This is a genomic window from Glaciihabitans sp. GrIS 2.15, from assembly GCF_035984695.1.
Classification (GTDB): Bacteria; Actinomycetota; Actinomycetes; order Actinomycetales; family Microbacteriaceae; genus Lacisediminihabitans.
Window position 1 is genome coordinate 79,982 of record NZ_JAXCHU010000004.1, and the last position, 24,209, is coordinate 104,190.

The 24,209-nt window shown below is 66.0% G+C and carries 24 protein-coding genes and 1 riboswitch; of the genes, 10 read left to right on the forward strand and 14 right to left on the reverse strand.

What is annotated here, in order from left to right:
* Nucleotides 1–13 precede the first annotated feature (13 nt).
* On the reverse strand, nucleotides 14–625 hold the full coding sequence (sigK, locus tag RCH11_RS07015; RefSeq protein ID WP_327056283.1) for an ECF RNA polymerase sigma factor SigK: 612 nt from the start codon (nucleotides 623–625) through the stop codon (nucleotides 14–16).
* A gap of 219 nt (nucleotides 626–844) precedes the next feature.
* On the opposite strand from sigK, the gene RCH11_RS07020 reads away from it, so the two are divergent.
* A complete protein-coding gene (locus RCH11_RS07020; RefSeq protein WP_327056284.1) occupies nucleotides 845–1,459 on the forward strand; it encodes a Pr6Pr family membrane protein in 615 nt (204 codons plus the stop codon).
* 647 nt (nucleotides 1,460–2,106) lie between these two features.
* On the opposite strand, the gene RCH11_RS07025 is transcribed toward RCH11_RS07020, so the two are convergent.
* The 3 genes from RCH11_RS07025 to RCH11_RS07035 all read right to left on the reverse strand — a co-directional run bounded on the left by RCH11_RS07025 (nucleotide 2,107) and on the right by RCH11_RS07035 (nucleotide 5,153).
* Nucleotides 2,107–3,207: a VIT1/CCC1 transporter family protein gene (locus RCH11_RS07025; RefSeq protein WP_327056285.1), complete on the reverse strand. Its 1,101-nt coding sequence runs from the start codon at nucleotides 3,205–3,207 to the stop codon at nucleotides 2,107–2,109.
* Between the two features lie 179 nt (nucleotides 3,208–3,386).
* The gene (locus RCH11_RS07030; RefSeq protein ID WP_327056286.1) at nucleotides 3,387–4,325 is read right to left on the reverse strand and encodes an aldose 1-epimerase family protein; all 939 of its coding nucleotides are present in this window, start codon (nucleotides 4,323–4,325) and stop codon (nucleotides 3,387–3,389) included.
* A gap of 9 nt (nucleotides 4,326–4,334) precedes the next feature.
* Nucleotides 4,335–5,153 carry a DeoR/GlpR family DNA-binding transcription regulator gene (locus tag RCH11_RS07035; protein ID WP_327056287.1) on the reverse strand — a complete coding sequence of 273 codons (819 nt, stop codon included), beginning with the start codon at nucleotides 5,151–5,153 and terminating at the stop codon, nucleotides 4,335–4,337.
* Nucleotides 5,154–5,263: 110 nt separating this feature from the next.
* On the opposite strand from RCH11_RS07035, the gene galT reads away from it, so the two are divergent.
* From galT to RCH11_RS07050, 3 genes are read left to right on the forward strand one after another with little or no spacing between them, the layout of a single operon-like run.
* A complete protein-coding gene (galT, locus tag RCH11_RS07040; protein ID WP_327056288.1) occupies nucleotides 5,264–6,370 on the forward strand; it encodes a galactose-1-phosphate uridylyltransferase in 1,107 nt (368 codons plus the stop codon).
* 5 nt (nucleotides 6,371–6,375) lie between these two features.
* Nucleotides 6,376–7,533: a galactokinase gene (galK, locus tag RCH11_RS07045; RefSeq protein WP_327056540.1), complete on the forward strand. Its 1,158-nt coding sequence runs from the start codon at nucleotides 6,376–6,378 to the stop codon at nucleotides 7,531–7,533.
* A 25-nt stretch (nucleotides 7,534–7,558) separates the two neighbouring features.
* Nucleotides 7,559–8,311, forward strand: a complete 753-nt coding sequence (locus RCH11_RS07050; RefSeq protein ID WP_327056289.1) for a hypothetical protein — start codon at nucleotides 7,559–7,561, stop codon at nucleotides 8,309–8,311.
* Between the two features lie 320 nt (nucleotides 8,312–8,631).
* Here RCH11_RS07050 and RCH11_RS07055 read toward each other — a convergent pair whose 3' ends face one another.
* The 3 genes from RCH11_RS07055 to glyA all read right to left on the reverse strand — a co-directional run bounded on the left by RCH11_RS07055 (nucleotide 8,632) and on the right by glyA (nucleotide 11,599).
* Complete coding sequence (locus tag RCH11_RS07055; RefSeq protein WP_327056290.1) at nucleotides 8,632–9,237, reverse strand: pyridoxamine 5'-phosphate oxidase family protein; 606 nt, start codon at nucleotides 9,235–9,237, stop codon at nucleotides 8,632–8,634.
* 65 nt (nucleotides 9,238–9,302) lie between these two features.
* Nucleotides 9,303–10,178 carry a bifunctional methylenetetrahydrofolate dehydrogenase/methenyltetrahydrofolate cyclohydrolase gene (locus RCH11_RS07060; RefSeq protein WP_327056291.1) on the reverse strand — a complete coding sequence of 292 codons (876 nt, stop codon included), beginning with the start codon at nucleotides 10,176–10,178 and terminating at the stop codon, nucleotides 9,303–9,305.
* A gap of 113 nt (nucleotides 10,179–10,291) precedes the next feature.
* On the reverse strand, nucleotides 10,292–11,599 hold the full coding sequence (gene glyA, locus RCH11_RS07065) for a serine hydroxymethyltransferase (protein ID WP_327056292.1): 1,308 nt from the start codon (nucleotides 11,597–11,599) through the stop codon (nucleotides 10,292–10,294).
* Nucleotides 11,600–11,643: 44 nt separating this feature from the next.
* A riboswitch (ZMP/ZTP riboswitch) is annotated at nucleotides 11,644–11,726 on the reverse strand.
* 129 nt (nucleotides 11,727–11,855) lie between these two features.
* On the opposite strand from glyA, the gene RCH11_RS07070 reads away from it, so the two are divergent.
* Nucleotides 11,856–13,157 (forward strand): alpha/beta hydrolase, encoded by a 1,302-nt coding sequence (locus RCH11_RS07070; RefSeq protein WP_327056293.1) that lies wholly within the window; start codon nucleotides 11,856–11,858, stop codon nucleotides 13,155–13,157.
* A gap of 17 nt (nucleotides 13,158–13,174) precedes the next feature.
* On the opposite strand, the gene RCH11_RS07075 is transcribed toward RCH11_RS07070, so the two are convergent.
* Nucleotides 13,175–14,428, reverse strand: a complete 1,254-nt coding sequence (locus RCH11_RS07075; protein ID WP_327056294.1) for an MFS transporter — start codon at nucleotides 14,426–14,428, stop codon at nucleotides 13,175–13,177.
* A gap of 113 nt (nucleotides 14,429–14,541) precedes the next feature.
* Here RCH11_RS07075 and purU point away from each other — a divergent pair, with 113 nt between their 5' ends.
* The 3 genes from purU to pdxH all read left to right on the forward strand — a co-directional run bounded on the left by purU (nucleotide 14,542) and on the right by pdxH (nucleotide 17,058).
* Complete coding sequence (gene purU, locus RCH11_RS07080) at nucleotides 14,542–15,402, forward strand: formyltetrahydrofolate deformylase (RefSeq protein ID WP_327056295.1); 861 nt, start codon at nucleotides 14,542–14,544, stop codon at nucleotides 15,400–15,402.
* Nucleotides 15,403–15,431: 29 nt separating this feature from the next.
* Nucleotides 15,432–16,259 (forward strand): polyphosphate kinase 2, encoded by an 828-nt coding sequence (ppk2, locus tag RCH11_RS07085; RefSeq protein ID WP_327056296.1) that lies wholly within the window; start codon nucleotides 15,432–15,434, stop codon nucleotides 16,257–16,259.
* Between the two features lie 160 nt (nucleotides 16,260–16,419).
* Nucleotides 16,420–17,058, forward strand: a complete 639-nt coding sequence (pdxH, locus tag RCH11_RS07090; protein WP_327056297.1) for a pyridoxamine 5'-phosphate oxidase — start codon at nucleotides 16,420–16,422, stop codon at nucleotides 17,056–17,058.
* Here pdxH and RCH11_RS07095 read toward each other — a convergent pair.
* Genes RCH11_RS07095 through RCH11_RS07115 form a run of 5 tightly spaced genes read right to left on the reverse strand, consistent with a single transcriptional unit; the run spans nucleotide 17,055 to nucleotide 21,783 of the window.
* Nucleotides 17,055–18,002 (reverse strand): PfkB family carbohydrate kinase, encoded by a 948-nt coding sequence (locus RCH11_RS07095; protein ID WP_327056298.1) that lies wholly within the window; start codon nucleotides 18,000–18,002, stop codon nucleotides 17,055–17,057. The two genes, pdxH and RCH11_RS07095, sit on opposite strands and share 4 nt — an antisense overlap.
* A complete protein-coding gene (locus RCH11_RS07100) occupies nucleotides 17,999–18,988 on the reverse strand; it encodes an ADP-ribosylglycohydrolase family protein (RefSeq protein WP_327056299.1) in 990 nt (329 codons plus the stop codon). Before RCH11_RS07100 ends, RCH11_RS07095 begins: the two co-directional genes overlap by 4 nt.
* Nucleotides 18,989–18,995: 7 nt before the next feature.
* A complete protein-coding gene (locus tag RCH11_RS07105) occupies nucleotides 18,996–19,721 on the reverse strand; it encodes a GntR family transcriptional regulator (RefSeq protein ID WP_327056300.1) in 726 nt (241 codons plus the stop codon).
* 2 nt (nucleotides 19,722–19,723) lie between these two features.
* Nucleotides 19,724–20,266, reverse strand: a complete 543-nt coding sequence (locus RCH11_RS07110) for a cysteine hydrolase family protein (RefSeq protein WP_327056301.1) — start codon at nucleotides 20,264–20,266, stop codon at nucleotides 19,724–19,726.
* Entirely contained in the window at nucleotides 20,263–21,783 is a 1,521-nt protein-coding gene (locus tag RCH11_RS07115; protein ID WP_442789017.1) for a purine-cytosine permease family protein, read from the reverse strand. Before RCH11_RS07115 ends, RCH11_RS07110 begins: the two co-directional genes overlap by 4 nt.
* A 103-nt stretch (nucleotides 21,784–21,886) precedes the next feature.
* On the opposite strand from RCH11_RS07115, the gene RCH11_RS07120 reads away from it, so the two are divergent.
* Complete coding sequence (locus RCH11_RS07120; protein ID WP_327056541.1) at nucleotides 21,887–22,285, forward strand: YrdB family protein; 399 nt, start codon at nucleotides 21,887–21,889, stop codon at nucleotides 22,283–22,285.
* Entirely contained in the window at nucleotides 22,282–23,415 is a 1,134-nt protein-coding gene (gene nagA / locus RCH11_RS07125; RefSeq protein ID WP_327056303.1) for an N-acetylglucosamine-6-phosphate deacetylase, read from the forward strand. Before RCH11_RS07120 ends, nagA begins: the two co-directional genes overlap by 4 nt.
* 4 nt (nucleotides 23,416–23,419) lie before the next feature.
* Here the strand turns inward: nagA and RCH11_RS07130 are convergent, their stop codons facing one another.
* Complete coding sequence (locus RCH11_RS07130; RefSeq protein WP_327056304.1) at nucleotides 23,420–24,190, reverse strand: glucosamine-6-phosphate deaminase; 771 nt, start codon at nucleotides 24,188–24,190, stop codon at nucleotides 23,420–23,422.
* Nucleotides 24,191–24,209 lie beyond the last annotated feature (19 nt).

Consider the following 24,209-nt stretch of genomic DNA (forward strand, 5'->3'; position numbering starts at 1 on the left):
GGAAAGACCGGTCCTACGACGCGAGCGACCCTTCGAGCGACGGCACTATGCCGAGTTCGTCACGCAGGCGGATGAGTGCCTCTCGCAGGCGTGACTTCAGCGTGCTGACCGGGATATCGAGGCGCGCAGCGAGTTCGGGACCGCTGAGCCCCTCGAAGTAGGTCATCGAGATCGCGTCGCGCTGGATAACAGTCAGACGAGCCAGTGCGACCGTGACCCGCGCCGATTCAACCGACAGCTCGCCCGCCTCGGAGACCGGATCGAAATGAAACTCGCGATCGCGCGCTCCGATGCGCAGATCTCGATCACGGCTGGCTTGGGACGCCCGCACCCGATCGACCGCGCGACCATGAGCCATCATCATGATCCAGCTTATGGCGGAGCCCCGGGCGGCATCGAATCGGGATGCCGACCGCCACACTTCGAGGAAGACATCCTGCGCTACTTCCTGGGATTGTCCATCGTCCACGAGGGTGCGTCGGATCAGGCCGTAGACGCGCGGAGCCAACAGGTCGTACAGCTTCCGGAACGCCGCGTCGTCGCCCCCGGCCACTCGTGCCAGCAAGCCGTCGAGTACAGCCCGCGCAGTCGCCGTCGTCCCGGCATCCTTATTGTTGTCGGCCATGCGCCGTGTCCTTCAATGTGGGAAAGCCAGAGGCTGCCGAAGTCTGCGGCAACGACTCGAACACTACGGGTTGCATCAACAAGGCGCTGCGGGGTTGACGGGGCAGCATCTCTGTGTATTCGTCACAGCGCGACACCTGTCTTGCCCACATGATTCGACACGAGACGCTCGGTCATAAGCAGTACAGGACCGCTTCCCTACTCGGAATGGCGGACCTCTGTGAAGCGACTCTTCGGACTACTGCGGCTCGTGGCTGGGCTCGCGATCCTCAGTGCCATCATCGGCCAGTTCGTCTACACCGCCGGGCGCGTGTCCATCAATCCGTTCAACTTCTTCGGGTACTTCACCATCCAGAGCAACATCATCACGATGGTTGCCTTCCTCGCGTCCGCCTATTTCATCCTCAGCCGAAAGAAGCAACCGACCTGGGTCATCTACTTGCGCGCGGTCGCCACCACGATCATCGTGATCGTCGGAATCGTCTACAACACCCTGTTGGCCGGGGCATCCCTCGCGGGCTCTTTCGACCTGAAATGGTCGAGCAATATCCTGCACATCATCATCCCGATCTACGCACTGGTGGACTGGGTGCTCTTCGCCGACCGCAAGAAACTGCCGTTCAACAAGCTCTGGATCGTACTGATCTATCCGATCGTCTGGCTGGTCGTCATCCTGATCCGGGGTGCGACCGACGGCTGGGTTCCCTATCCGTTCCTCGACCCCGCCACCGGGTATGGCTCGGTGGCCGCTTACAGCATCGCGATCGCGGTCTTCACTGTGCTGTTCGGACTAGTGGTTTTCGCGCTCAGCCGGGTTCGCATCCTCAAGCCGTAAGGCATGATCGCGGATACCCCTTAGCGAGGGGGCACCACACGATGACGTCCCGGATGCTACGCCAGTAGGTCGCGGCGGGCGCCACCAGGTCGCGGCGGGCGCCACCAGGTCGCGGCGGGGAAAGCGCGTCGCGGCGGGGAACGCGCGTCGCGGAGGGAGGCACGCCTCCCGCCACGGCGGCGTGACACCGCCGCGAGCAGGCGTATCAGGTCGCGGCGGGGAAGGCGCCTCGCGGAGGGGAACGCGCGTCGTGGAGGGAGGCTCGCCTCTCGGCGGGGAGCGCGCGTCGCGGAGGGAAGCACGCCTCCCGCCACGGCGGCGTGACACCGCCGCGAGCAGGCGTATCCCCCGCCACACGGATCACACCGAGCGCATGCACGGCGGACGGCGAGGTCCAGGTGGTCGCCCTCTCGGCGGCCAAAGCGCCTCGCGGAGGGAGGCACGCCTCCCGCCACGGCGTCGTGACGCCGCCGCGAGCGGGCGTATCCCCCGCCACGCCAGTCACGGACGCCACGCCATTAGGTCTCGGCGGGCAAAGCGCCTCGCGGAGGGAAGCACGCCTCCCGCCACGGCGGCGTGACACCGCCGCGAGCAGACGTATCCCCCGCCACGGCAGTCACGCGGACTGCACGGGCGGCAAACCGCGGCTACCCCGTCGTCGTGCCGAAGAGCAGGCCGAGGAGGTAGGTGACTGCCGCTGCGCCGTAGCCGATGCCGAGCTGGCGAAGGGCGCGACGCAGGGGCGGTCCACCGGAGAGCAGCCCGACGACGGCACCCGTGCCGAGCAGTGCGAGGCCCACGAGCACGGCTGCAACCAGGAGGGCGGCGAGGCCCTGAAGTCCGAACAGGTATGGGAGCACGGGGATGATCGCGCCAGAGGCGAAAAAGCAGAAGCTCGAAATTGCCGCACCGAAGCCGGTGCCGATGGACTCGTGTGGGTCTCTCCGGTCATCCCCGTCGGCGAGGCTGTGGTCGTCGACGTTGTGCGCGTCGAGCATCGCGGATGCTCGCGCCGCCGCCGCGATCGACGTCATGCCGCGCGCCCGATACACCAGCGCAAGTTCGTTGGCGTCGACGTCGAGGTTGGGAAGCGCCCGGCTACTCTCGGGATCTGGCGTCGACGCTTCGAGCAACTCTCGCTGGGACCGCACCGATACGTATTCCCCCGCACCCATCGACAGGGCACCGGCGAGGAGGCCTGCAACGCCGGTGATGAGCACGACGTGATTGGGCACCCCGCTTGCACTGATTCCGATCACCAGGGCAAGGTTAGAGACGAGTCCGTCGTTGGCTCCGAAGACAGCGGCGCGGAAGGTACCGGAGAGCCGGGTGCGTCCGCGCTCAGCGAGGCCTCGCACCACCTCGGCATGGATACGCTCGTCGGCGGCCATGGCCGCTGTCGCATCCGAATCCGACTCGTAGGGGGAACGCGCTTCCGCTCGCTGTGCGAGGGCGAGCACGAAGACCGATCCGAACCGTCGGGCGAGCAGCCCGAGCGATCGGGTACGGAAGTCGCCACGGCGCGGCTTGCCAACCTGGTCGCCGAGCAAGTCGAACCAGTGCTGCTCGTGCCGACCCTCCGCCTCGGCGAGCGCGAGCAGGATCTCCCGCTCCTCCCCGGCACGACGGCCGGCGAGATCGCGATAGACGGCGGCCTCGGCTTTCTCGTCGGCGAGGTACTGGCGCCAGCGGCGCAGATCAGAGGGTGAGGGGGAAGCGGGAGGCGAGTCCGGGCGCGTGGCGCTCACGGGGATCCTTTCGGTCTCGGAATCGCCCAGCGTCGCGGGACGTTCCTGTCGGACCGAAGGTCTCGTTCGCCGAAGCGACAACCTGCGCCGCTGCGGTGGGGTACCGGGCCGGTCGTTGTGACCTGCCAGTATGTCGATACTCCCGAATACGCCGGTCATCGTGACCCGGCGCGAGGGAACTACTCCCCTTCGTTGCTCCCAGAGTAGCGGATACCCCACGACCCCGACCAGCTCTCGCCCGGTTCTAGCCAGCGCAGGCCCTGCCCGCTGTTGAAGGCGTTGGGCGGAGCGGTCATCGGTTCGACGGCGATCGCCGTACCGAGACCGCCGTCCTTCGGAAAGATGCGGGTGGTGAACACCTGCACATACGCGAAATCGGATTCCTGCCACAGCTCCACGAAACGTCCGTCCGGCGCGGTGAGTCGGTGGTGGCTCACCCCGTCCACCGAGGTGACTCCGCCGAAGGCATCGTCGAGATCGAGGTCGGCCACCAGCCGACCGGCGCGCAGGTCATAGCCGGTGCCGTCGACAGAGCTCTCGCGGATCGGGTTGAGCCGGGCATCCGTCTCAAAACGGGTTCCGGCGGCCACCGCAAGGGTGAGCTCGTAGGTCGGCACGTTGCCGAGGCGCAGGAACGGATGCGTTCCAACCGCATACGGGGCGCTTTTCTCACCCACATTGACTACGCCATGGGTCACGCGGATGCCATCGTCCACGAGTTCATATCGCACCGTCGTGTCGAGCATGAAGGAATACCCACGGGTCGGATGCACCGTCGCGGCCAGCGTCACGGCATCCGGAGTGCGTTCCACCACAGAGTACGGGCGATCCCGCAGAAGCCCGTGCAGGGCGTTGTGCATGGCGGGTTCGGTGATGTCCAGTACCTGCGCTGAGCCCTCGTGAATCCACAGGCCGTCTTCGACCCGATTGGGCCAAGGCACGAGCACGATGCCATCACCGAATGGTGGTACCGCGTGCTCGGCGTAGGGCTCGGTGAGGTCGATACCGCCGATCGAGAGCACTCGCAGCGATGCGGCGACTTCGGTGATCACGGCGACCGCCTCGCCGTGCGGGGTGGACTTCGAGAGGACGAACTGAACTCCGGTGGGGGCACGCATGCGGCCAGCCTAGCGAGCCAGAACGATGCGGAGACCCGTGGCCGCGAGCAGCCCGAGCTCGCTCGCGTCCGCCTCTACCCCGGTGATGAGGGTGTCTATCTCGTCGATCGGCGCAACGCGACTCAGCTGCGTGATCCCGAGCTTGGAGCTGTCGGCCACCACGATACAGCGGGCGGATGCCTCGAGCATCCGTCGCTTCAGGTCCGCCTCCGGCAGGTTGACGTTGGTGACGCCCGAGACGGCATGCACCCCGCTGCAGCCGATGAAGGCAAGGTCGGCTCGGATGCGGTCGAACACCACACCGGCGAGCGGGTCGACGAGTGAATGCTGCAGCGGGCGCACGGTACCCCCGGTGACGACCACGGTGAATCGTGGGATCACGGGTTCGAGCAGCAGCGCGATATTCAGCGCGTTAGTGATGACGACAACACCCTGAAGGTCGTCGCGGTCGAGGAGAGCCGACGCGATTGCGGTGGTCGTGGTGCCCACGTCCAGCACGATGGCCTGGTGAGACTGCACGAGGGACGCGGCTTCGCGCCCGATGCGCGCCTTCTCCTGTTGACCCGCGAGCATGGAGTGCTCGAAGGCACGCTCAAGGCTGCCGTGCCGGCCGACGATGACTGCGCCGCTGCCTGCCACTGCCCCGCCATGCACGCGGTGAACCGCGTGAGCCTCGGCGAGGGCATCGAGATCGGAGCGCACGGTGACCTCCGAAATATCGAAGAGCTGACTCAGTTGCGCCACCTTCGCGAACCCACGCTCCTCGATGATCGACAGTATCCGCTCCCGACGGGCCGCTGCAGGCGGGCTGGATCTCGGATCAGGCATGGGCTCATCTTCGATTACTTGTGTTTTCTTGTCAATGGCAGGTATCGTTTATTTGGTTTCGAAACCCGTGTCTTCGACATGCCACCCCGGTTCGCCTGCAGAGAGTCGCTATGCCATCGATCATCAAACGCGAATACCGGCTGGCTGATGGTCGCGAGCTCATCTATTTCGACGATGCCGACACGACACTCTCGCCAAATCGTGCTCCGGATGCCCGTCACCTCGATCCGCGGCCAGACAGCGCCCGTATGCGCCAGGATCCGCTCACCGGCGAGTGGATCTCCATTGCCGCGGCCCGCCAGAATCGCGTAGTCCTGCCACCGACAGACCAGGATCCACTCGCACCGGCGAGTTCTACGAACCCCTCGGAGATTCCGGATGACTATGACGTCGCTGTCTTTGAGAATCGCTCCCCGAGCTTCGGCCCGGAGATCGCGGCCGCTTTCAGCAGCGCCGAGCTCACGAGCATCGGTCTCGGCCGCAGCCTGCCCTCGATCGGGCGCTGCGAGGTGGTTTCGTTCAGTCCCGAACACGAGGGGGCTTTCGGCAGCGTGAGCCGCTCGCGTGCCCGCACGGTGATCGAAGCCTGGGCCGACCGTACGGAGGCCTTGTCGGCCCTCCCAGGCGTGCAACAGGTCTTTCCATTCGAAAACCGCGGGGAGGCCATCGGCGTCACCCTGCGGCATCCGCACGGCCAGATCTACGCTTACCCGTACATCACGCCGCGCACGACCCGGCTGCTCGACTCGATCGCCCGCTTCGGACCGGGACTATTTGCGTCGATCCTCAAGTTCGAGTCTGCGTCTGAGCGGGTCGTTCTGCGCGGCGAGCACTGGACAGCGTTCGTGCCATTCGCCGCCCGCTGGCCCATCGAGATTCACCTGCTGCCACACCGGCACCTGCCCGACTTCGCGGCCACCTCGACCGAGGAGCGCGATGAGCTCGCCGGGCTCTACCTGCGGCTGCTGCGCGGCATCGACGAGCTCTACGACACTCCGACTCCCTACATCGCGGCGTGGCACCAAGCACCGGTCACGACCGGTCGTGACGACATCCGCTTGATGTTGCAAGTCACCTCGCCCCGCCGGGCAGAGAGCAAACTGAAGTATCTTGCCGGATCGGAAGCCGCCATGGGTGCCTGGATCGGCGACGTCACCCCCGAACAGACGGCCGGCTTCATTCGGGATGCCCTCACTCGAGTAAAGGACCCCCAGTGACCGAAATCGACATTCGCGACGACGTGCAGGCGAAGTTCCTCGCGCTCTACGGTTACGAGCCTGCGGGACAGTGGTCAGCACCCGGACGAGTGAATCTCATCGGCGAGCACACCGACTACAACCTCGGCTTCGTGCTACCCTTCGCCATCAACCGCCGCACATTCGTCGCGCTCGGACTGCGCGAGGACCGCGTGATCCGAGTCGCAAGCTCCTTCGCCGACGAGGTCGTGGAAATCCCCCTCGCCGAACTCGCCCCCGAGGCGCTGCACGGCTGGAGTGCCTACCCGCTCGGGATCGCCTGGGCCCTCAGCGAACACGGGGCGGAGCTCGCCACCGTTCCCGGCGTCGACATCTTCATCGAGTCCGACGTACCGGTCGGAGCGGGGCTCTCCTCGTCTGCTGCCATCGAGAGCGCGGTGGCGATCGCCCTCAATGACGTCTGGCGACTCACTCTCTCCCGCCCCGTCCTCGCTCAGGTCGGCCAGCGGGCGGAAAACGTGGTCGTCGGTGCCCCCACCGGCATCATGGACCAGTCCGCATCGCTGCTCGGCCAAAAGGACTGCGCCGTTTTTCTCGATTGCCGCAGCCTGGAGTCGGAGATCGTCGACCTCGGTCTCGAAGCCGCGGGCCTGGTGGTGCTGATCATTAATACCGGCGTGAGCCACGACCACTCCACCGGCGGCTATGCGGAGCGCCGAGCATCCTGCGAACTTGGAGCGCGGATGCTCGGAGTCGAGACACTGCGCGACGTGACGGTCGACGCTCTTCCGCGCGCGCGCGAGATCCTCGACGACGTGACCTTCCGTCGGGTGCGTCACGTTGTCACCGAGAACCAGCGCGTGCTCGACACCGTCGACGTGCTCCGCAACCTCGGGCCGGTGGGTATCGGGGATCTGCTCGACGCCTCACACCGCTCGATGCGCGATGACTTCGAAATCTCGGTGCGCGAGCTAGACCTCGCCGTGGAAACGGCACAGTCGAATGGCGCGATCGGAGCCAGGATGACCGGAGGCGGCTTCGGCGGAGCGGCGATCGCCCTCATCCGCTCGGATGAACTTTCCCGCCTCCAGGTTGCGATCGACGGCGCATTCGCGGAACATGGTTTTGGCCAGCCTGATACCTTCGTGGTGACGGCCGCGCAGGGAGCCTCGCGCGAAAACTGATCCCCCGAGCACTCAGGAGCCACCAGTGAGAGCCAAGACGATGTTCGGTGCGGTCACCGGTGCATTCTTGGTGGCGCTGCTGGCAGCATGCAGCGGGCCGACGACCAACGCCGATCCGACCCTGCGACCGACGGCGACGCCGAGTCCCTCGGCCAGCTCGAGCGCGGCGTCGACGCCAAAGGACGTGCTCTTCACGATCACGGCGAATGTGCGGGACAAGACCGGCAACACCATCGCGATCGGGCTCACCGCCCATAAGCCACTGCCCTACAGCGATAGCTCGGCCAAATCCCTCATCAAGGAGTTCGTGAGCACCTGCGGCACCGGAGTCGGCACGACCCCGATCACCGCCGACACGCTGGCCGCCAACGGAAGCATCCTGCTCGCGATGGACCTGACCTCGAGCACGCCCGGCAAGCAGTTCGTCTCCCCGATCAATGTCACGCTTGGCAATGTCTACTACGGCCAGTCCGTGATCGGCAAGGGGATTGCCGCGACAGTAGCCGCGCAACCGTGTTCGAGTGGCTTCACCTGGTCGACATCGGGCAGCGCTCACGCGATCGCCGACTTCGAGAGCGGTAATCCGGGCCCGGCCCTCAGCAGCTGGAAGTATGCCCTCTACGGCTTCAGTGTGCCGGCGGAATCGAAATCCACGATCGAGGCCTGCAAGGTGACGCTCACGGATAACGCGAAGACGGTAGTCGCCGATGTGCCCGGTTGGGATCCTGCCCAATCCGCGACCGGCTACGCCTGCACAATCGGGTACGTCGGCGAGTAGTCGCTCACCGCCGGGCGGTAACGCCAGTCGCAGTATGCGGGTGCCGCTAACGCCTCGCGGAGGGAGCTGTCGCCTCGCGGAGGGGCTATCGCCTTGCGGAGGGACTGTTACCTCGCGGACGGGATGAGCGTCGGGTGGCTCGCGGAGGGGATGAGCGTCGGGTGGCTCGCGGAGGAGATGGGAGTTTGGTGGCTCGCGGAGGGACTGTCGCCTCGCGGAGGGAGGCGTAACTCCCGCCGCGAGAACTTTTCAGCTCCACGAGCGGGCATATCCCCCGCCACGGCGGCACGGGGCCCGGGACGGCGGCCCGGGACGGGGAGTTACCCGTCCAGCATCGCGAGCACGGACTCGGGCTTCGAAATGCCGCCGGCTAGGTCCGGGGCCGCGATGGCCTCGGCGTATCCGGTGCGGAGCGGCAGGATACCCGCCCAGGCCGAGCCAGCAACATCCGCCGGGCCGTCTTCCGGCCACCCGTCGGATACCTTCAGCGTCCACTCGTCAACGGTCATCCGCAGCACGAGCGTCGCCGCGAGCTCTTTCGCCGAGTGAGAGCGTAATTCGACGACGCGGCCGGGGATGAGTCCCTCGGTCACGAGATCGAGGGCTGCGACCTGGTCAAGAACAGTCGCGCAGCTGCCGAAGAGCACCGCGCTGCGGTAGTTCATCGAGGACTCGAAGGCGGATCGGGCGATCACGAGAGCGTCGATCGCGGTCACCGAGAGGGCGACGGGCACACCTGTGGCGAGCAGTCGAAGCCAGTGGGAACCGGTGGACCCGTGCAGCAGGATGTGCGCGCCATCCGTCACAATCGCGATCGGAAGCACCCGCGGCTGGCCGTCTTCCACGAAGGCGAAATGCCCGACGCGCGCATCACGCACCAGCGCGGCGAGCGCTGCGAGATCCGGTGCGGCGAATTTCTCCGGCATGCGGGCCGGAGGCGGCATACGGGCCGGAGGCGGCACACGAGCCGGATTGGCGTGACCGGGGCCGCTCACAACCGCTCCGCCGCGGCAACGACGTTGTACATGAGCATGGCGCGGGTCATCGGGCCCACCCCACCGGGCACCGGCGAAAGAAACGCCGCGACCTCGGCGACTCCGGGATCGATGTCGCCGAGGAGTTTCGCCTTTCCTGTGTCGGGACTGATCACCCGGGTGATCCCCACATCGAGCACCGCGGCACCGGGCTTCACCCAGTCGGCCTTCACCAGACCGGGCACGCCGACGGCGGCGATCACGATGTCGGCGCGACGTACCTCCCCGGCGAGATCGACGGTGCGCGAATGGGTGAGGGTGACTGTGGCATCCACCCCCTTATTGGTGAGTAGGAGTCCGAGCGGGCGGCCGACGGTGAGGCCACGACCGATCACGACCACGTGCTTGCCAGCTATCGGTACGTCATAGCGTCGCAGCATCTCGACGAGCCCGGCCGGAGTGCACGGCAGGGGCGAATCGAGCACACCACTGACGCCGAGCACGAGTCGGCCAAGGTTGGTCGGGTGCAGCCCGTCGGCGTCCTTTGCCGGGTCCATGAGCTCGAGCATCGCGTTCTCGTCGATGCCAGCCGGCAGCGGCAACTGGATGATGTAGCCGGTCACGGCCGGGTTCTCATTGAGGTCTCGGATGGCGGAGCGCACCTCATCCTCCGTCGCATCCGCCGGAAGGTCGACCCGGATCGACTCGATGCCGAGCTCGACACTGTCGCGGTGTTTGCCTGCGACATAGGAGAGTGATCCCGGATCGCTGCCCACGAGCAGCGTGCCGAGTCCGGGATGGATGCCGCGGGCCTTGAGTGCGTCGATGCGTCCGACCAACTCGTTCTTGACTGCCGTTGCGGTGGTGACGCCGTCCATGCGTACTGCGGTCATGAGTTCAGTCCTTTCACGAAATCCGCACAGTCTTGCTCGTCCTAAGGATCACCCTCGCGCGCCCGATGTGACCGGGACGGTACAAAGCTGACCCTTCGCGTGCTATCGAGGGGTCAGGACCAGGTTCCGGGCGAGACGAGCCCCGGGTACAGCGGGTAGCCGTCGGTCAGCTTCAGCACGCGGGCGCGGAGGGCCGCTACATCGAGGGACGGCTTGAGTGCTGCGGCGATGATGTCGGCGACCTCGGTGAACTCCTCGTCGCCGAATCCGCGCGTCGCGAGAGCCGGCGTTCCGATGCGCACGCCAGACGGTGTCATCGGCGGGCGCGGATCGAACGGTACAGCGTTGCGGTTCACGGTGATGCCAACCGAGTGCAGGATGTCCTCGGCCTCCTGGCCGTGGATGGTGGCGTTGCGCAGGTCAACGAGCACGAGGTGCACGTCAGTACCGCCGGTGAGCACATCGATGCCCGCGGCAGTCGCGTCCGGCGCGGTGAGACGTTCGGCGAGGATTTGGGCGCCGCGGATAGTGCGCTCTTGGCGGTCCTTGAATTCGGGTTCGGCCGCGAGCTTGAATGCCGTCGCCTTCGCCGCGATCACGTGCATGAGCGGTCCGCCCTGCTGGCCAGGGAAAACGTTCGAGTTGATCTTCTTCTGCAGCTCGAGGTCGTTGTTGAGGATGAAGCCAGAGCGTGGTCCGCCGATGGTCTTGTGCACCGTGGAGGAGGTGACATGCGCGTGCTGCACGGGATTCGGGTGCAGGCCAGCGGCAACGAGGCCGGCGAAGTGCGCCATATCCACCCAGAGGGTGGCTCCCACCTCGTCGGCGATTGCACGGAAGGCGGCGAAGTCGAGCTGGCGCGGGTAGGCGCTCCAGCCGGCGATGAGCACCTTCGGACGGATCTCGAGAGCCTTCTGGCGCACGACGTCCATGTCGACGAGGTAGGTCTTCGGGTCGACGCCGTAGGCGTGGGCCTCGTAGAGCTTGCCGGAGAAGTTGAGCTTCATGCCGTGGGTGAGGTGGCCACCGTGCGAAAGTTCGAGTCCGAGGATACGATCGCCAGGGGTCGCGATCGCCGCGAGCACGGCCGCGCTGGCGGATGCCCCGGAGTGCGGCTGCACATTGGCGTAGGCCGCGCCGAAGAGGCTCTTGGCCCGGGAGATGGCGAGGGTCTCCGCGACATCCACGAACTCGCAGCCGCCGTAGTAGCGGCGACCGGGGTATCCCTCGGCGTACTTGTTGGTGAGAACCGAGCCCTGGGCCTCCAGCACGGCGCGCGGAACGAAGTTCTCGCTCGCGATCATCTCGAGCGTGCCGCGCTGGCGATCGAGCTCCTGCTCGAGAACATGGGCGATCTCGGGGTCGACTTCACTGAGGGGTGAAGTGAAGCTATGGAGGGAAGTGAAGGTGGGTGAAGGCACTGGCGTTGCTCCTTGGGGACATATCCGGATGAATCTAAGGTATCCGGTTCGGCCCAGGCGAACGGCCGAATCGATGTCGGTCGTTCCCCGATGGATGCCCATCTCAACGTCAGTCGCGACCACTTAATCTTAGCCTGCTCGGCTGACCGGCAGAATGAACCATCGGTGCAGTGGAAAATGCGGATTAATCCACGGCGTGCTCGGACGCTGCGGGCGCTAAAGTTATGCGTCACCAGACCCGAATCGAAGGACACCCATGGATGCATTCCTGCGAATGAACATCATCGACGGGCCCTCCGTCGGCGTTGTCTACACTCTGGCGCTCGGTGCGTTGATCTACCTCGTCGTGCGTCGGCCGACGCGACACGGGATCATCGCCGGAGTCGCCGCGCTGCTTGCGGCATCGGTGGCGGCCCTCGTCACGCTCTGGATCGTGAGTGCGACAAATGCCTTCGGTGTCGATCTCAGCACAACCACCTCGATCTGGGTCATCCTGACGTTCGCTGCGATCTGCTTCGCCGTCGTCAATCTTTGGAGGTCGAACTGGGTACGGAGGGTGATCGCTTCGGTCGCTATCGTGCTGTTCGCCGTCACCGGTACCGTCGCGATCAACGCCGACTTCGGCCTCGATCGCACAGTCGCGGACCTGGCGGGCATTTCCATCGAGAAGCCCATTTCACTGCCGAAGCCGGATGCGAGTCGCACTCCCCTTGCCGGAGAAGCGCTGTGGTCCACTTGGGTGGCACCGAAAGACCAGCGCGCCAAAGGGACTACCGGCACCCTGATCATCCCGAACACCCTCTCCGGTTTCCACTCCCGCCCCGCCGCCATCTATCTGCCGCCCGCAGCGCTGGTGAAAAACCCCCCGGCCTTACCCCTCGTCATCATGCTCATGGGGCAGCCGGGCAACCCCGACCCGACCTCCCAGAAATTGGTCCTCGACGCCTTCGCGGCCCGCCACAACGGGCTGGCGCCGATCGTACTGGTGCCCGACCAGCTCGGTGATCCCACGACAGATCCCCTGTGCCTCGACACTGCCCTGTATGGCAAGTCCGAGACCTTCCTCGTGGGCGATGTGGTGGCGTGGGCTCGAGCGAACCTGCACGTGCTGCCCGATGCCGCCCACTGGACGATTGCCGGTTTCTCGAACGGCGGGCAGTGCGCAGTCTCACTCGGGGCCAAGCATCCCAAGATCTGGGGCAACGTGCTCGACATCTCCGGCGAGGAGTACCCGGGATCGGACCGGCCGATACAGACCCTGGCGCAAGCTTTCGCCGGCAATACATCCGCCTACCTGGCCTCCCGGCCCCTGACCGTGCTTGCGGCCCACCACTACTCCAACACCGTCGGCATCTTCACCGTTGGTTCTAACGATGCCAAATACATGGCGCAGGCGAAGACGGTGGAGGCCGCGGCCCACTTATCGGGCTGGAAGACGACGTACTTCGAAGTCCCCGACGGTGGCCATGTGATCGGTGCCCTCATCGGCGGCTTGCAGGAGGGTTACCGCGTGCTCTACCCACGCCTCGGGCTCTCGGATCCCACGACCGCTCCTTGAGCCCTCTCCCGGTCTGCCTAATGGTCGAGAACGCGGCGCGGTGGACGCTGCCGAAGCAGGTCATCCGAGATGAGCACGAGCACGATCGACAGCACCAGGATGCCCGCGAAGACGAAGGGTAGCGATCCGAGTCCGAGCGTTCCAAGCAACACCGCACCGAGCAGCGCACCACCGCCGATGCCGACGTTGAACGCGGTGGTGTAAAACGCGCTTGCGGTATCGCGGATGCGTGCGGGAGCCGCGTGCAGCATCCTGGTCTGGAGAAGCGGAGGGAGGATGCCGATGGCCAACCCCCACAGGAAGAACGCAGGCAGCGACACGGGCAGCACTCGCGGCACGAAGCCGAGCACGAGTACCGAGGCAAGGAGAACAACGAGCGAAATCATCAGTCCGAGCCGCGGTCGGCGGCCGAGTACGGAGGCGACGATCACGAGCGAGATCGCCCCGGCGATACCGAACGCGAAGAGGGCGGGGCTCACCGCCGATGTACCAAGACCGACGGCCCGAGTGAGGTACGGCGCGACAAAGGTGTAAAAGCAGTATTCGCCGATCATGATGATCGCGGTGATCACGCAGACGAAGACGACGGCCATGGCTGAATGGTCCCGCCGCGGAACACTCGACTGACGGAATTCATCGTCGAGAACCGTGATGCCGCCGGTTGCAGTGCCCACCACGGCGGCGCCGGCGAGGTGATCGACACGGGGCAGAAACCGGTACACGAAGCCGGCCCCGATAATGAGCAAAATCCCGAGCACGAAGAAGCTCGCGCGCCAGCCGATGGCATGGCCGAGGGCGGTTCCGAGGGGAACACCCAGCACGAAGGCGAGCGAACCGCCACCGAGGGTGATGGAGACCGCGCGACCGACCTGGTATCGAGGCACGAGGTACGCGGCATAGGCCCCGACCACCGACCAGAACACGCCATGGGCGAGCCCCCCGACGATGCGCGCTGCAACGAGCACGCCGTAGGTGGGAGCGCTCGCGGTGACAACGGTACTCACGGCGAGCACGAGCAGCACGGTGACCACGAGCGCATGACGCGGGATGCGCCGGGTGAGGGCCGTGAGTGGAGCGGTCGAGAGCACAACGGTGAAGGCGAATACCGAAACGGTAAGTCCGATGAGCGATTCGCTCACTCGGAGCTCTGCGCTCATCTCGGGGAGCAGTCCGGTGGGCAGCATCTCGGTGGTGACGCTGAGGAAGATAGCGACCGCGACGGTGACGAGGGCGAAATAGGGGAAGGGTGCAGTCGTTCGTGGCGCGGTCATGAGACCGGTGGTCCGTTCGAGGAAGTGGTGGATCGTAACGCCGTCCGCGGGAGACCGCGGCTCATGCGGTATCTCCTCCAGAGTAGGGGCAGTTGAGGCAATAGCCTAAGCAGGTGACCTCCGCGCAATCGACCCACTGGGTGCTGACCCTCGTCTGCTCTGACCGCCCCGGCATCGTGCATGCGATCAGCGGAGCAATTGTGACCGCGGGCGGCAACATCACCGAATCGCAACAGTTCTCGAGTGCGGACACCGGCACCTTCTTCATGCGGCTGCAGGTGGAATCCGCAGCGACCCGTGACGCCTTCGAGGCGGCGATCGCACCCGTCACCGCACACTACGACGTGACCTGGACGCTCGATGTCGTTGGCCGTCCGGTGCGCACGCTCGTGCTGGTCTCCAAGGCCGCTCATTGCCTCAACGACCTGCTCTTCCGCGAACGTGCTGGGCAGCTTCCTGTTCAACTGCCCCTCGTTCTGAGTAATCACCGCGATCTCGGCGGGCTCGCCGAGTTCTACGGCGTGCCGTTCGAGTCGCACCCCGTGGCATCCGACGGCCAGAAACTGGCATTCGAGGACCGCGTGCTCGACGCGGTCGAGCAGTTCGACATCGAGCTCGTAGTGCTGGCGCGGTACATGCAGATTCTCTCGCCCGCTCTCTGCGAGAGGCTTTCGGGGCGCATCATCAACATCCATCACTCCTTCCTGCCGGGGTTCACCGGCGCCAATCCCTACCGGCAGGCGCACGCGCGCGGGGTCAAGCTCATCGGCGCGACCGCTCACTTCGTGACGAGCGAGCTCGACGAAGGACCGATCATCGAACAGAACGTTGTGCGGGTGGATCATTCCCGTACGCCGCACGAGCTGATGGCGATCGGACAGGACGAGGAGTCTCGCACCCTCACCCAGGCGGTGAAGTGGTTCGCCGAGAACCGGGTACTGCGCGACGGGGCCCGCACGATCATCTTCAAGTAGCCGTTATTCGAGAGCGAGAGGAACACCCCATGTCGGGCAAACAGAAAAAGTCGGGCAAGCGCCTCTCCAGACGCGACTACGAGCTCGAACTCGAGCGGCTTCAGGTCGAACTGGTGCGGATGCAGCAGTGGATCACCGTATCCGGAGCGCGAGTGGTGGTTATCTTCGAGGGTCGGGACGCGGCCGGCAAGGGCGGCGCGATCAAGCGCATCGCCCAGTATCTGAATCCGCGAACCGCCCGGGTCGTCGCCCTGCCAACCCCGAGCGAGCGGGAGCGCGGCCAGTGGTACTTCCAGCGCTACATCGAACGACTTCCAACAGCCGGGGAAATCGTGTTGATGGATCGCTCCTGGTACAACCGGGCAGGAGTCGAGCGGGTGATGGACTATTGCACCGCCGAGGAGCACGAGCGTTTCCTTCACCAGACTCCGATCTTCGAGCGGATGCTGGTGGAAGACGGAATCATGCTCGTCAAATACTGGTTCTCGGTGTCCGATACCGAGCAGGAGAAGCGATTCCGCTCGCGCCTGGAGGATCCGATGCGCCGCTGGAAACTGTCGGACACCGATCTACTCTCCATCACCCGCTGGGAGGCCTACTCGCGGGCCAAAGACGAGATGTTCGCCCACACCGACATTGACGAATCCCCCTGGTGGACCATCGAGAGCGATGACAAGCGCTCGTCGAGGCTCAACACCATCAGTCATCTGTTATCGATGATTCCCTACGAGCATGTGGAGCACGAGCCGGTGGAGATCCCTGCTCGGCCGCAGGCGGAGGGCTACGACCGACCGCCGCGAGAACTTCAACGCCATGTTCCCGATCACGCGGAAGAGGTGCGCGCGCGGCACGCCTGACCACTCCCGTCCGGGTTCCCGCACTTCGGGGTGGACGGACGAGCCCCCCGGCTACCGGGCGGTGTGTTTCCTGCGGCCCCGATAGAGTGCAGAAGTTAGGCGGGACGAAGCCCGGCGACATCGCGAGAGCGCTGCCAGCCGATGTGCCTAGGATCGGCACATGAGCTCACTCGAACGACACACGGACTACGGATCGACCGGCCTGTCGGAGTCGGAGGTACTGGCAGACCCGATGGCCCAGTTCGCCGCCTGGCTTAGCGCGGCAGAAGCGGCTGACATCTTCGAGCCGAATGCGATGGTCGTGAGCACGGTGGATGCTGACGGCACGCCAAGCAGCCGCACCGTACTGCTCAAGGGACTCGACAGCGACGCGTTCGAGTTCGTCACAAACTACCGTTCGCACAAGGGCCAGGCGCTGGCGGTGCATCCGGCCGTGTCCCTGCTCTTTCCCTGGTACCAGTTGACCCGCCAGGTGATCGTGCGAGGGCTCGCCCACCGCGCGGATGCCGCCACCTCCGACGCCTACTTCGCCACACGACCGCACGGTTCGCGCCTCGCGGCCCTCGCGAGCGAGCAGTCGGAGCCGGTCGCGTCACGGCAGGTTCTCGAAGATCGAATGCGTGAGCTCGAGTCGCGCTACCCGGAGGGCTCGGTCGTGCCGCGCCCGGAGCACTGGGGCGGATTCCGCGTCGTGCCGAGCACAATCGAATTCTGGCAGGGGCGCACGTCGCGCCTGCATGACCGGTTGGTGTTCACCGCCGTCGACGGTGGGTGGACGCTCGAGCGACTTCAGCCCTAGCTCGCGCTATCGAGGAGTTGCTGCACCTCTGCGGCGGTCGGGGCGGTCGCCGGTCCACGGCGGGTGACGGCGAGGGCCGCGCAGGCGTTCGCCCGAAGTGCGGCAGCAGTCGGCGACTCCCCCGCCGCGAGTCCCGCGAGGAATGCGCCGGTGTGCGCATCTCCCGCCCCGTTCGTGTCGATCGCCTCCACGGCGAATCCGGGCACATGCAGAACGTCGTCGACCGCGACTAGACAGCCCTCCGGTCCGAGGCGAATGATGACCGCGCGCCAGGTCTCGCGCAGGGCGGTGGCGGCACCCCTGGCATCCACCGCACCGGTCAACACCAGCGCTTCGCGAAGGTTGCAGCTGAACCAGTCCGCTCGCACGGCGACGGAGGCGAGCACCTCGCCGGGGATGTCAGAGCCGAGCGGGCCCGGATCCACCAGAACGGTGTGCCCTGGGGCAATCGTTGCGATCCACGGAGCGAGCACCGCCGCATTAGTGCTTGCGAGCAGCCCATAGCCCGACACATGCACGAGGTGATGCTCGTTGAGGTCATGCTCGTTGAGGTCAGTGCCGCCAAGGCGGATGCCCGCCAGATCGTCCGCGCTGAGCGACGCTTCCGCCCCGAACACAGTCACGAAGGTGCGCTCCCCCTCGTCGTCGATGAGTGCGATATCGAAGCCGGTGTCGGCGTTTGGTGACGGATCGAGCAAAACATCGATTCCCTCGGCCTCGAGGGCCGATCGCACCCGGTCGCCGAGCGGACCGATGCCGTGCCCACCACCGTAGGCGCTGGCCACGCCCTGGCGCACGGCAGCCACGAGTGTGTTGAACGCGCCTCCGGGGGTAGAGCCCGTATCGCGGGCGACTACGTCCCCGCCGCGCTCGGGCAGGGCGGGGATGCGCAGGGTCACGTCGATTATCACGTTTCCGACGCTCACCAGCCGGGGCGCCCTCATCGAAATTCCAGCAACCTGTCGGCGACCGGCTCGAGGTCGAGCGAGTTCACGGTGGCCACGGTCTCCCGCGCCTCTGCCGGGAAGCCGGCCGTGCCGTGCAGGGCGCCCCCGATCGCCCCGGCCATCGCCGCGACAGTGTCGCTATCCCCGCCGAGCGAGGCAGCGGAGCAGACGGCACTCCACGGGTCATCCGGAAAAGTGGCGAGGATACCGAACACGGCCGGAACGGATTCCTGCGTCGCGAGACTCGTGCCGACGATCTCGTAGAGACGGGTGAGGCTTCCGTCGACGTCGGCGGGGTCGGCGAGGTCGATCGCGAGACGGATGCGGCTGGCGACATCCGCTGCGGCGATCCAGTAGCCCCGCTTCGCGCCGATCTGCGCGGCCTCGACTGCCGCCTCGACGGCCCCCTCGAGGTTGGCACCATCGATCCCGGCACTGACTGCCGCGGCCACCGCGGCCGCCCCGGCGATGGCGACACCGGTGTTGTGGGAGACGAAGCTGGTTTCAGCGACCAGGTCGACAAAGATGTCAGTAGGCTGCCACGTCCGAAGGATGCCGACCGGCGTTACTCTCATAGCCGCACCGTTCGTAGTGCCGAATCGCCCCGCCGTCGCGAGCGGCTCCCCGTCGAGCACGGCCTGCACGGCACGTTTCGTGGAGGGGCCGAGCAGGTCGAGCGAGCCGCGCGCGCGCATGTCGTCCTCCCACTCCACCAGAGCACGGGCGAAGATGCCGGGGGCCACGTGGCCGTGACCCTCGATCAGCAGCCGCGCCAGCAGCAGGGCCTGCTCGGTGTCGTCGGTGATGTGCCCGGCGGGCAATCCGCCGGCGAGCGGATGCCAGGCATCCGCTGCTCGAAACCGATCGATCACCCCGTATCGCTCGGCGATCCCGGTGCGGGACATCAACTGTGTCGGCATGCCGAGAGCATCGCCGATCGCCAGTCCATAGAGGGCGCCAACCGCCCGATCGCGCTGCGTCATGCCCGTCTCAGTCTTGTGAGGAGAATTGAAAGTGCAGGCTGAAATACGCGGGATCGAGCAGACTCTCCACCTGCTCCACCAGCTCACCGACCGCGTTGCGGGTGACGCAGCGTGACCAGAGGAAGGCGGCGCCAGTGGCGCGGCCGAGCAACGCAGCCTCGGCCTCATCGAGCATCCGCACCTCAACCCACTGCTCGCCGCCGGACGCGATGAGATCGGTCTCGAGCAGCATTCGGGTCAGCGATCCCGCGGCCTTTCCCGCCGAAACGGCATCAGCAACCCGGGGGGTCGCCCGCACGCGGGATTGTTCGTAAGAGATCACCGGTCCGTCCACGATCGAACGCAGGCGGTCGATGGCGATGAATCGCTCACTCGGCTCACCGAGGTCAGCGGCGAGCGCGGCATCCTCGACCTCTTCGGCGCGCTCGACCCGAACGATCGTGTCGAGGCCCTGCTCCTGGAGTGCGCGCGCCCAGCCGAGGCGCACGTTCAGGGGTCGCCCGTCGTAGGTGACGAACGAGCCCTTGCCCGAACGCGTGCTGATCAGCCCGGCTCGGCCCAGCTCGGTGAGCGCGGCACGCACGGTGTTACGGCTCACCGAGAAACGTTCGGCGAGGGTTGTCTCGCCGGGCAGCCTCACCCCGTAAGCAACCTGCCCGCTACGGACCTCGTCGGTGAGGATGCGGGCAATCTCCTCGTGCTTGAGCCCGGAGACCCTCGGGTTGCCCGTCACCCTCATACGGAGAGCACCGCATCAGCGCTCGTGATCTCGATCAGCGGCCCGTAAAGTGCCATCGCATCGAGAGCACGCTGGTGGTCGACGTCGCTGAGTCCGGCGCAGGCATCCCGCACCACGAGCACTCGCACACCGGCATCCGCCGCGGCGAGGGCGGTCGAGAGCACGCAGCAGTCGGTCGAGACGCCGGCGAGTACCACCGCGGCATCCGGTCCGATGATCGTGGAGAGCTCGTCGCCCCACTTGCCGAAGGTGGTGCGGGAGATCACCGGGTGCCCCGTGCCGGCGAAGGCTGGCATCAGGTCGTAGAGCGGATCGGTGTGGTGCACGAGAGCGAAGGGCCACAGTTCGTAATACGGCACCCATGCGCCAGTGGGATGCTCCGGGGCGATGAAGCGTGTGAGCACGATCCGCTCGCCGAAGTGCTCCACCAGTTTCGCGACGGTCGATTCGATTGCGGGATAGCCCGGGGTGAACCAGGCGCTGCTCGGGTCACCGAACACCACCTGCATGTCGATCACGACAAGCCAGGGCTCGGTCATCGACGGGCGGTTTCGACCGGCTGGGCAGGCTCCTCTATCGGCAGCGCCTCCTGGCGCCGAATGGCACCCCGGCCGAAGACAAGTATTCCCAAGAATCCGACGAGCAACGCAAGCAGTACACCGAGGTTGGCATACGCCCATGGTCCTTCGCGCCCCCCGAGTCCGAACGGCCCGAGCAGATAGCCCTGCCAGGTGAGCCAGGTGGCGGCGGCGTTGGTGACAAGCCCCCAGCCGAGTGCTGTGCCGACCACGATGAGGCCGATGGGCAGCCAGCGGATGTCGCCATAGCGGCCCGACGCCGAATACAGGTCGGCCTCTGCGTAGTTCTTTCGACGCAGGATCACGTCGGCGATCATGATGCCGCACCACGCGGCGATCGGGGTGCCGAGGGTAATCAGGAATCCCTGGAATGGCACGATGAAGTTGGTGGCGAAGAAGACGACGACCACCGCGCCGACGATCATGACGATGCCGTCGACACCGGCGGCGACATACCGCGGGATGCGGATGCCGGCACTCAGCAGAGCGAGCCCGGAGGAGTAGATGTCGAGCACTGCACCACCGACGAGTCCGAGAACGGCGACGATGGCGAACGGGATGAGGAACCAGACCGGCAGAATCGTCGTCAAAGCACCGATGGGATCGATGAGGATGCCGTCACTGAGCTTTTTCGACGATCCGACAAGGAGCAGGCCGAACACCAGAAGGGCGACCGGCGCGACCGAGGCGCCAAAGGTCGTCCATCCCACCACAGACGAGCTCTTCGTGCTGCGCGGCAGGTACCGTGAGTAGTCGGCGGCCGCGTTGACCCAGCCGAGTCCGAAGCCGGTGAGTACGAGCACGAGTGCCCCGATCACGGCCTGTGGGTTACCGGCGGGAATGGCCGCAATCGCCTTAAGGTCGATGTTCGGCAGCGCGAGCACGATGTAGACGACGGTGAGCACACCGGTGATCACCGTGATCCACACCTGCAGTTTCATGATCAGGTCGAAACCGACGACGCCAGCCGCGACGATGAGGGCCGCCACCACGATGAGAGCCACGATCTTCGTGGCAATCCCGCCATCCCAGCCGAGTTCGGTGAAAACGGTGGATGTCGCGAGTACGGCCAATGCGGTGAGCGCGGTTTCCCAGCCCACGGTTAGCACCCAGGACAGCACAGCGGGCACACGATTGCCCCGAACGCCGAAGGTCGCTCGGCTCAGCACCATCGTCGGCGCGGAGCCGCGCTTTCCGGCGAGAGCGATGATGCCGCAGAGCAGGAAAGAGACGACGATGCCGATCACTCCGACGAGTGTGGCCTGCCAGAACGAGATACCGAATCCGAGCACGAATGCGCCGTAGCCGATACCGAGCACCGAGACATTCGCCCCGAACCACGGCCAAAACAGGCTAGAGGCTGTGCCCTTGCGTTCCGACTCATGGATCGTGTTGATGCCGTTGAGTTCGATGCCGCGCACGTCTCGGGTATCGCGGGGGGTATCGGTCTTGCTCACGGAATTCCTCCTGGTGTTCATCGCGGCCCTGTAGTGCACCTGTTCAGACCTGTTCAATTCATCAGCATACGCCCGCGACACTGACGACAGCCTGCCAATGCGTCGCTACTGTTGAAGGGTGACGATGCCAGGGGCTTCCGCAGTTCGGCTCCGGCCGACCAACGTGCTCCGCTTCGCCCTCGAACTCTTCGCGCTTTTCTCCCTCGGATTCTGGGGCTATCTGGCCTGGCCCTTCCCCTGGCCTGGTCTACTCTTCCTCGTCGGGGCCCCCGTCTTCGCCGCCGTCGTCTGGGCCATGTTCCGCTCGCCGAAGGCGGTTTTTCCGCTCGATATCGTCGGTCGGAGTCTCGTGGAGATCTTCGTGATGGGCGCCGCGGTCGCGGTCTGGTTCATGATCGGCTACCCCGTCGTCGGCGTGACCTTCGGCATCCTCGCCGCGATCAGTGGCGTACTGAACGGTCGCGCGGAGATCGCCTCCGAAGCGACAGCACGGGCAACGCCACAGGAGGCACCAGAACAATGACCACTCTCTTTCACGGGGCGCAGAAGCTCGACGCGCACGGCCAGATCGATGATTTCTGGATGCTCGTGCGCGGTGACACCATCGAATCGGTGGGTTCTGGCACACCGCATCCCGACGCCGATCATCGAGTGGACGTGCACGGGCACTGGTTCGTCCCCGGTTTCGTGGACCTCCACTCCCACGGCGGCGGCGGACACTCCTTCGACGACGGCGGGGAAGAGATCTCGGCAGCACTCGCCGCGCACCGCGCGCACGGGACCACCCGCTCCGTCATCAGCCTGGTGGCCAACCCTGTCGCCCAGTTGCGGGAGAGCCTCGGCGTGATCGCGGAACTCGTCGCTTCGGACCCGCTCGTGCTCGGCTCACACCTCGAGGGCCCTTTTCTCTCCTCGGACCGCCGCGGGGCCCACAACCCGCAATTTCTTCTCGACCCGCTGCCCTGGGCGATCGAAGAGCTGCTTGGCGCGGCCGGCGGCACCCTTCGGCAGATCACGATCGCCCCCGAGCGGGAGGGGGCACTCGAAGCCATCGACGTGCTGGTTGAGAACGGCGTAACAGTTGCCATTGGCCACACCAATGCCGGAGCCGACCTCGCCCGCGAGGCGTTCGACCGCGGTGCGCGCCTGCTCACCCATGTGTTCAACGCCATGCCGGGCATCCACCATCGGGCACCCGGACCGATCATCACCGCGTTCGAAGATGATCGGGTCACTCTCGAGTTGATCCTCGACGGGCTCCATGTGCATCCGGATGTCGCGGCCCTCGTGTTCCGTTCTGCACCGGGCCGCGTGGCTCTCGTGACCGACGCGATGGCGGCCGCGGCCTCGGACGACGGCGACTATCGCCTCGGCTCCCTCAATGTGACCGTGCGCGATGGGCTTGCCGTGCTCTCCGGCACCTCGACAATCGCTGGCTCCACCCTCACCCAGGACGCCGCCCTGCGCTGCGCCATCGAATCGGCGGGTGTCTCACCGCAGGACGCCGTCAGGGCCCTGACGACGACACCCGCGACTGCCCTCGGCTACGGGCACCGCTTCGGCTATCTGGCGCCGGGCTACGCCGCCGATGCGGTGCTGCTCGACCACCACTGGGGGGTCACCGAGGTCTGGGCCGCCGGCGTGAAACAGTAGGGGCCTACAGCCCCTCCCACCCCGGCTTGTTCGCCCAGGCGTACCGGTAATAGTCGATGCTGGCGAGGGCGGATGCCGCGGCCTCATCCACGATCACGGTGACGTGCGGGTGCAGCTGGATCGCAGACCCCGGCGCACTCGCGGTCACCGGCCCCTCGACCGCAGCCGCGATCGCCGCGGCTTTGCCAGCCCCGAACGCGAGCAACACCAGATGTCGAGCCCGGCGGATGGTGCCGAGTCCCTGCGTTATGCAGTTCACGGGTACCTCCTCGACCGAAGCGAAGAACCGCGCGTTATCACTGCGGGTCTGCTGTGTCAGTGTCTTGACACGAGTGAGAGATTCGAATGACGACCCCGGTTCGTTGAAGCCGATATGTCCGTCTGTGCCGATACCGAGCACCTGAAGGTCCACTCCCCCGGCCGCACGGATCGCCCGCTCGTAGTCCGCACCGGCGGTCTCGATCGGCCCGAGATGCCCGGGCACAGCCACCAGCGACGCGTCGAGCCCGAGCGGCTCGATGACTTCCCGCGTGATGACTTCCCGGTAGCTCTCGGGATGCCCCTCCGGGAGCCCCACGTATTCGTCGAGCGCGAAGCCGCGCACGCCGGAGAGGTCTGCCCTTCGCGCGGCGAGAGCTCGCCACACCCCGAGCGGAGTCGATCCGGTCGCAAGGCCAAGCACCGCGTCCGGTCTCTTCGTCACGAGCGCGAGGATGGCATCTGCCGCTAGCTCGCCGGCCGCCTCGGTGCCATCCACAATCACGATCTCAGCCATCAGTCGGTACCCTTCGTTG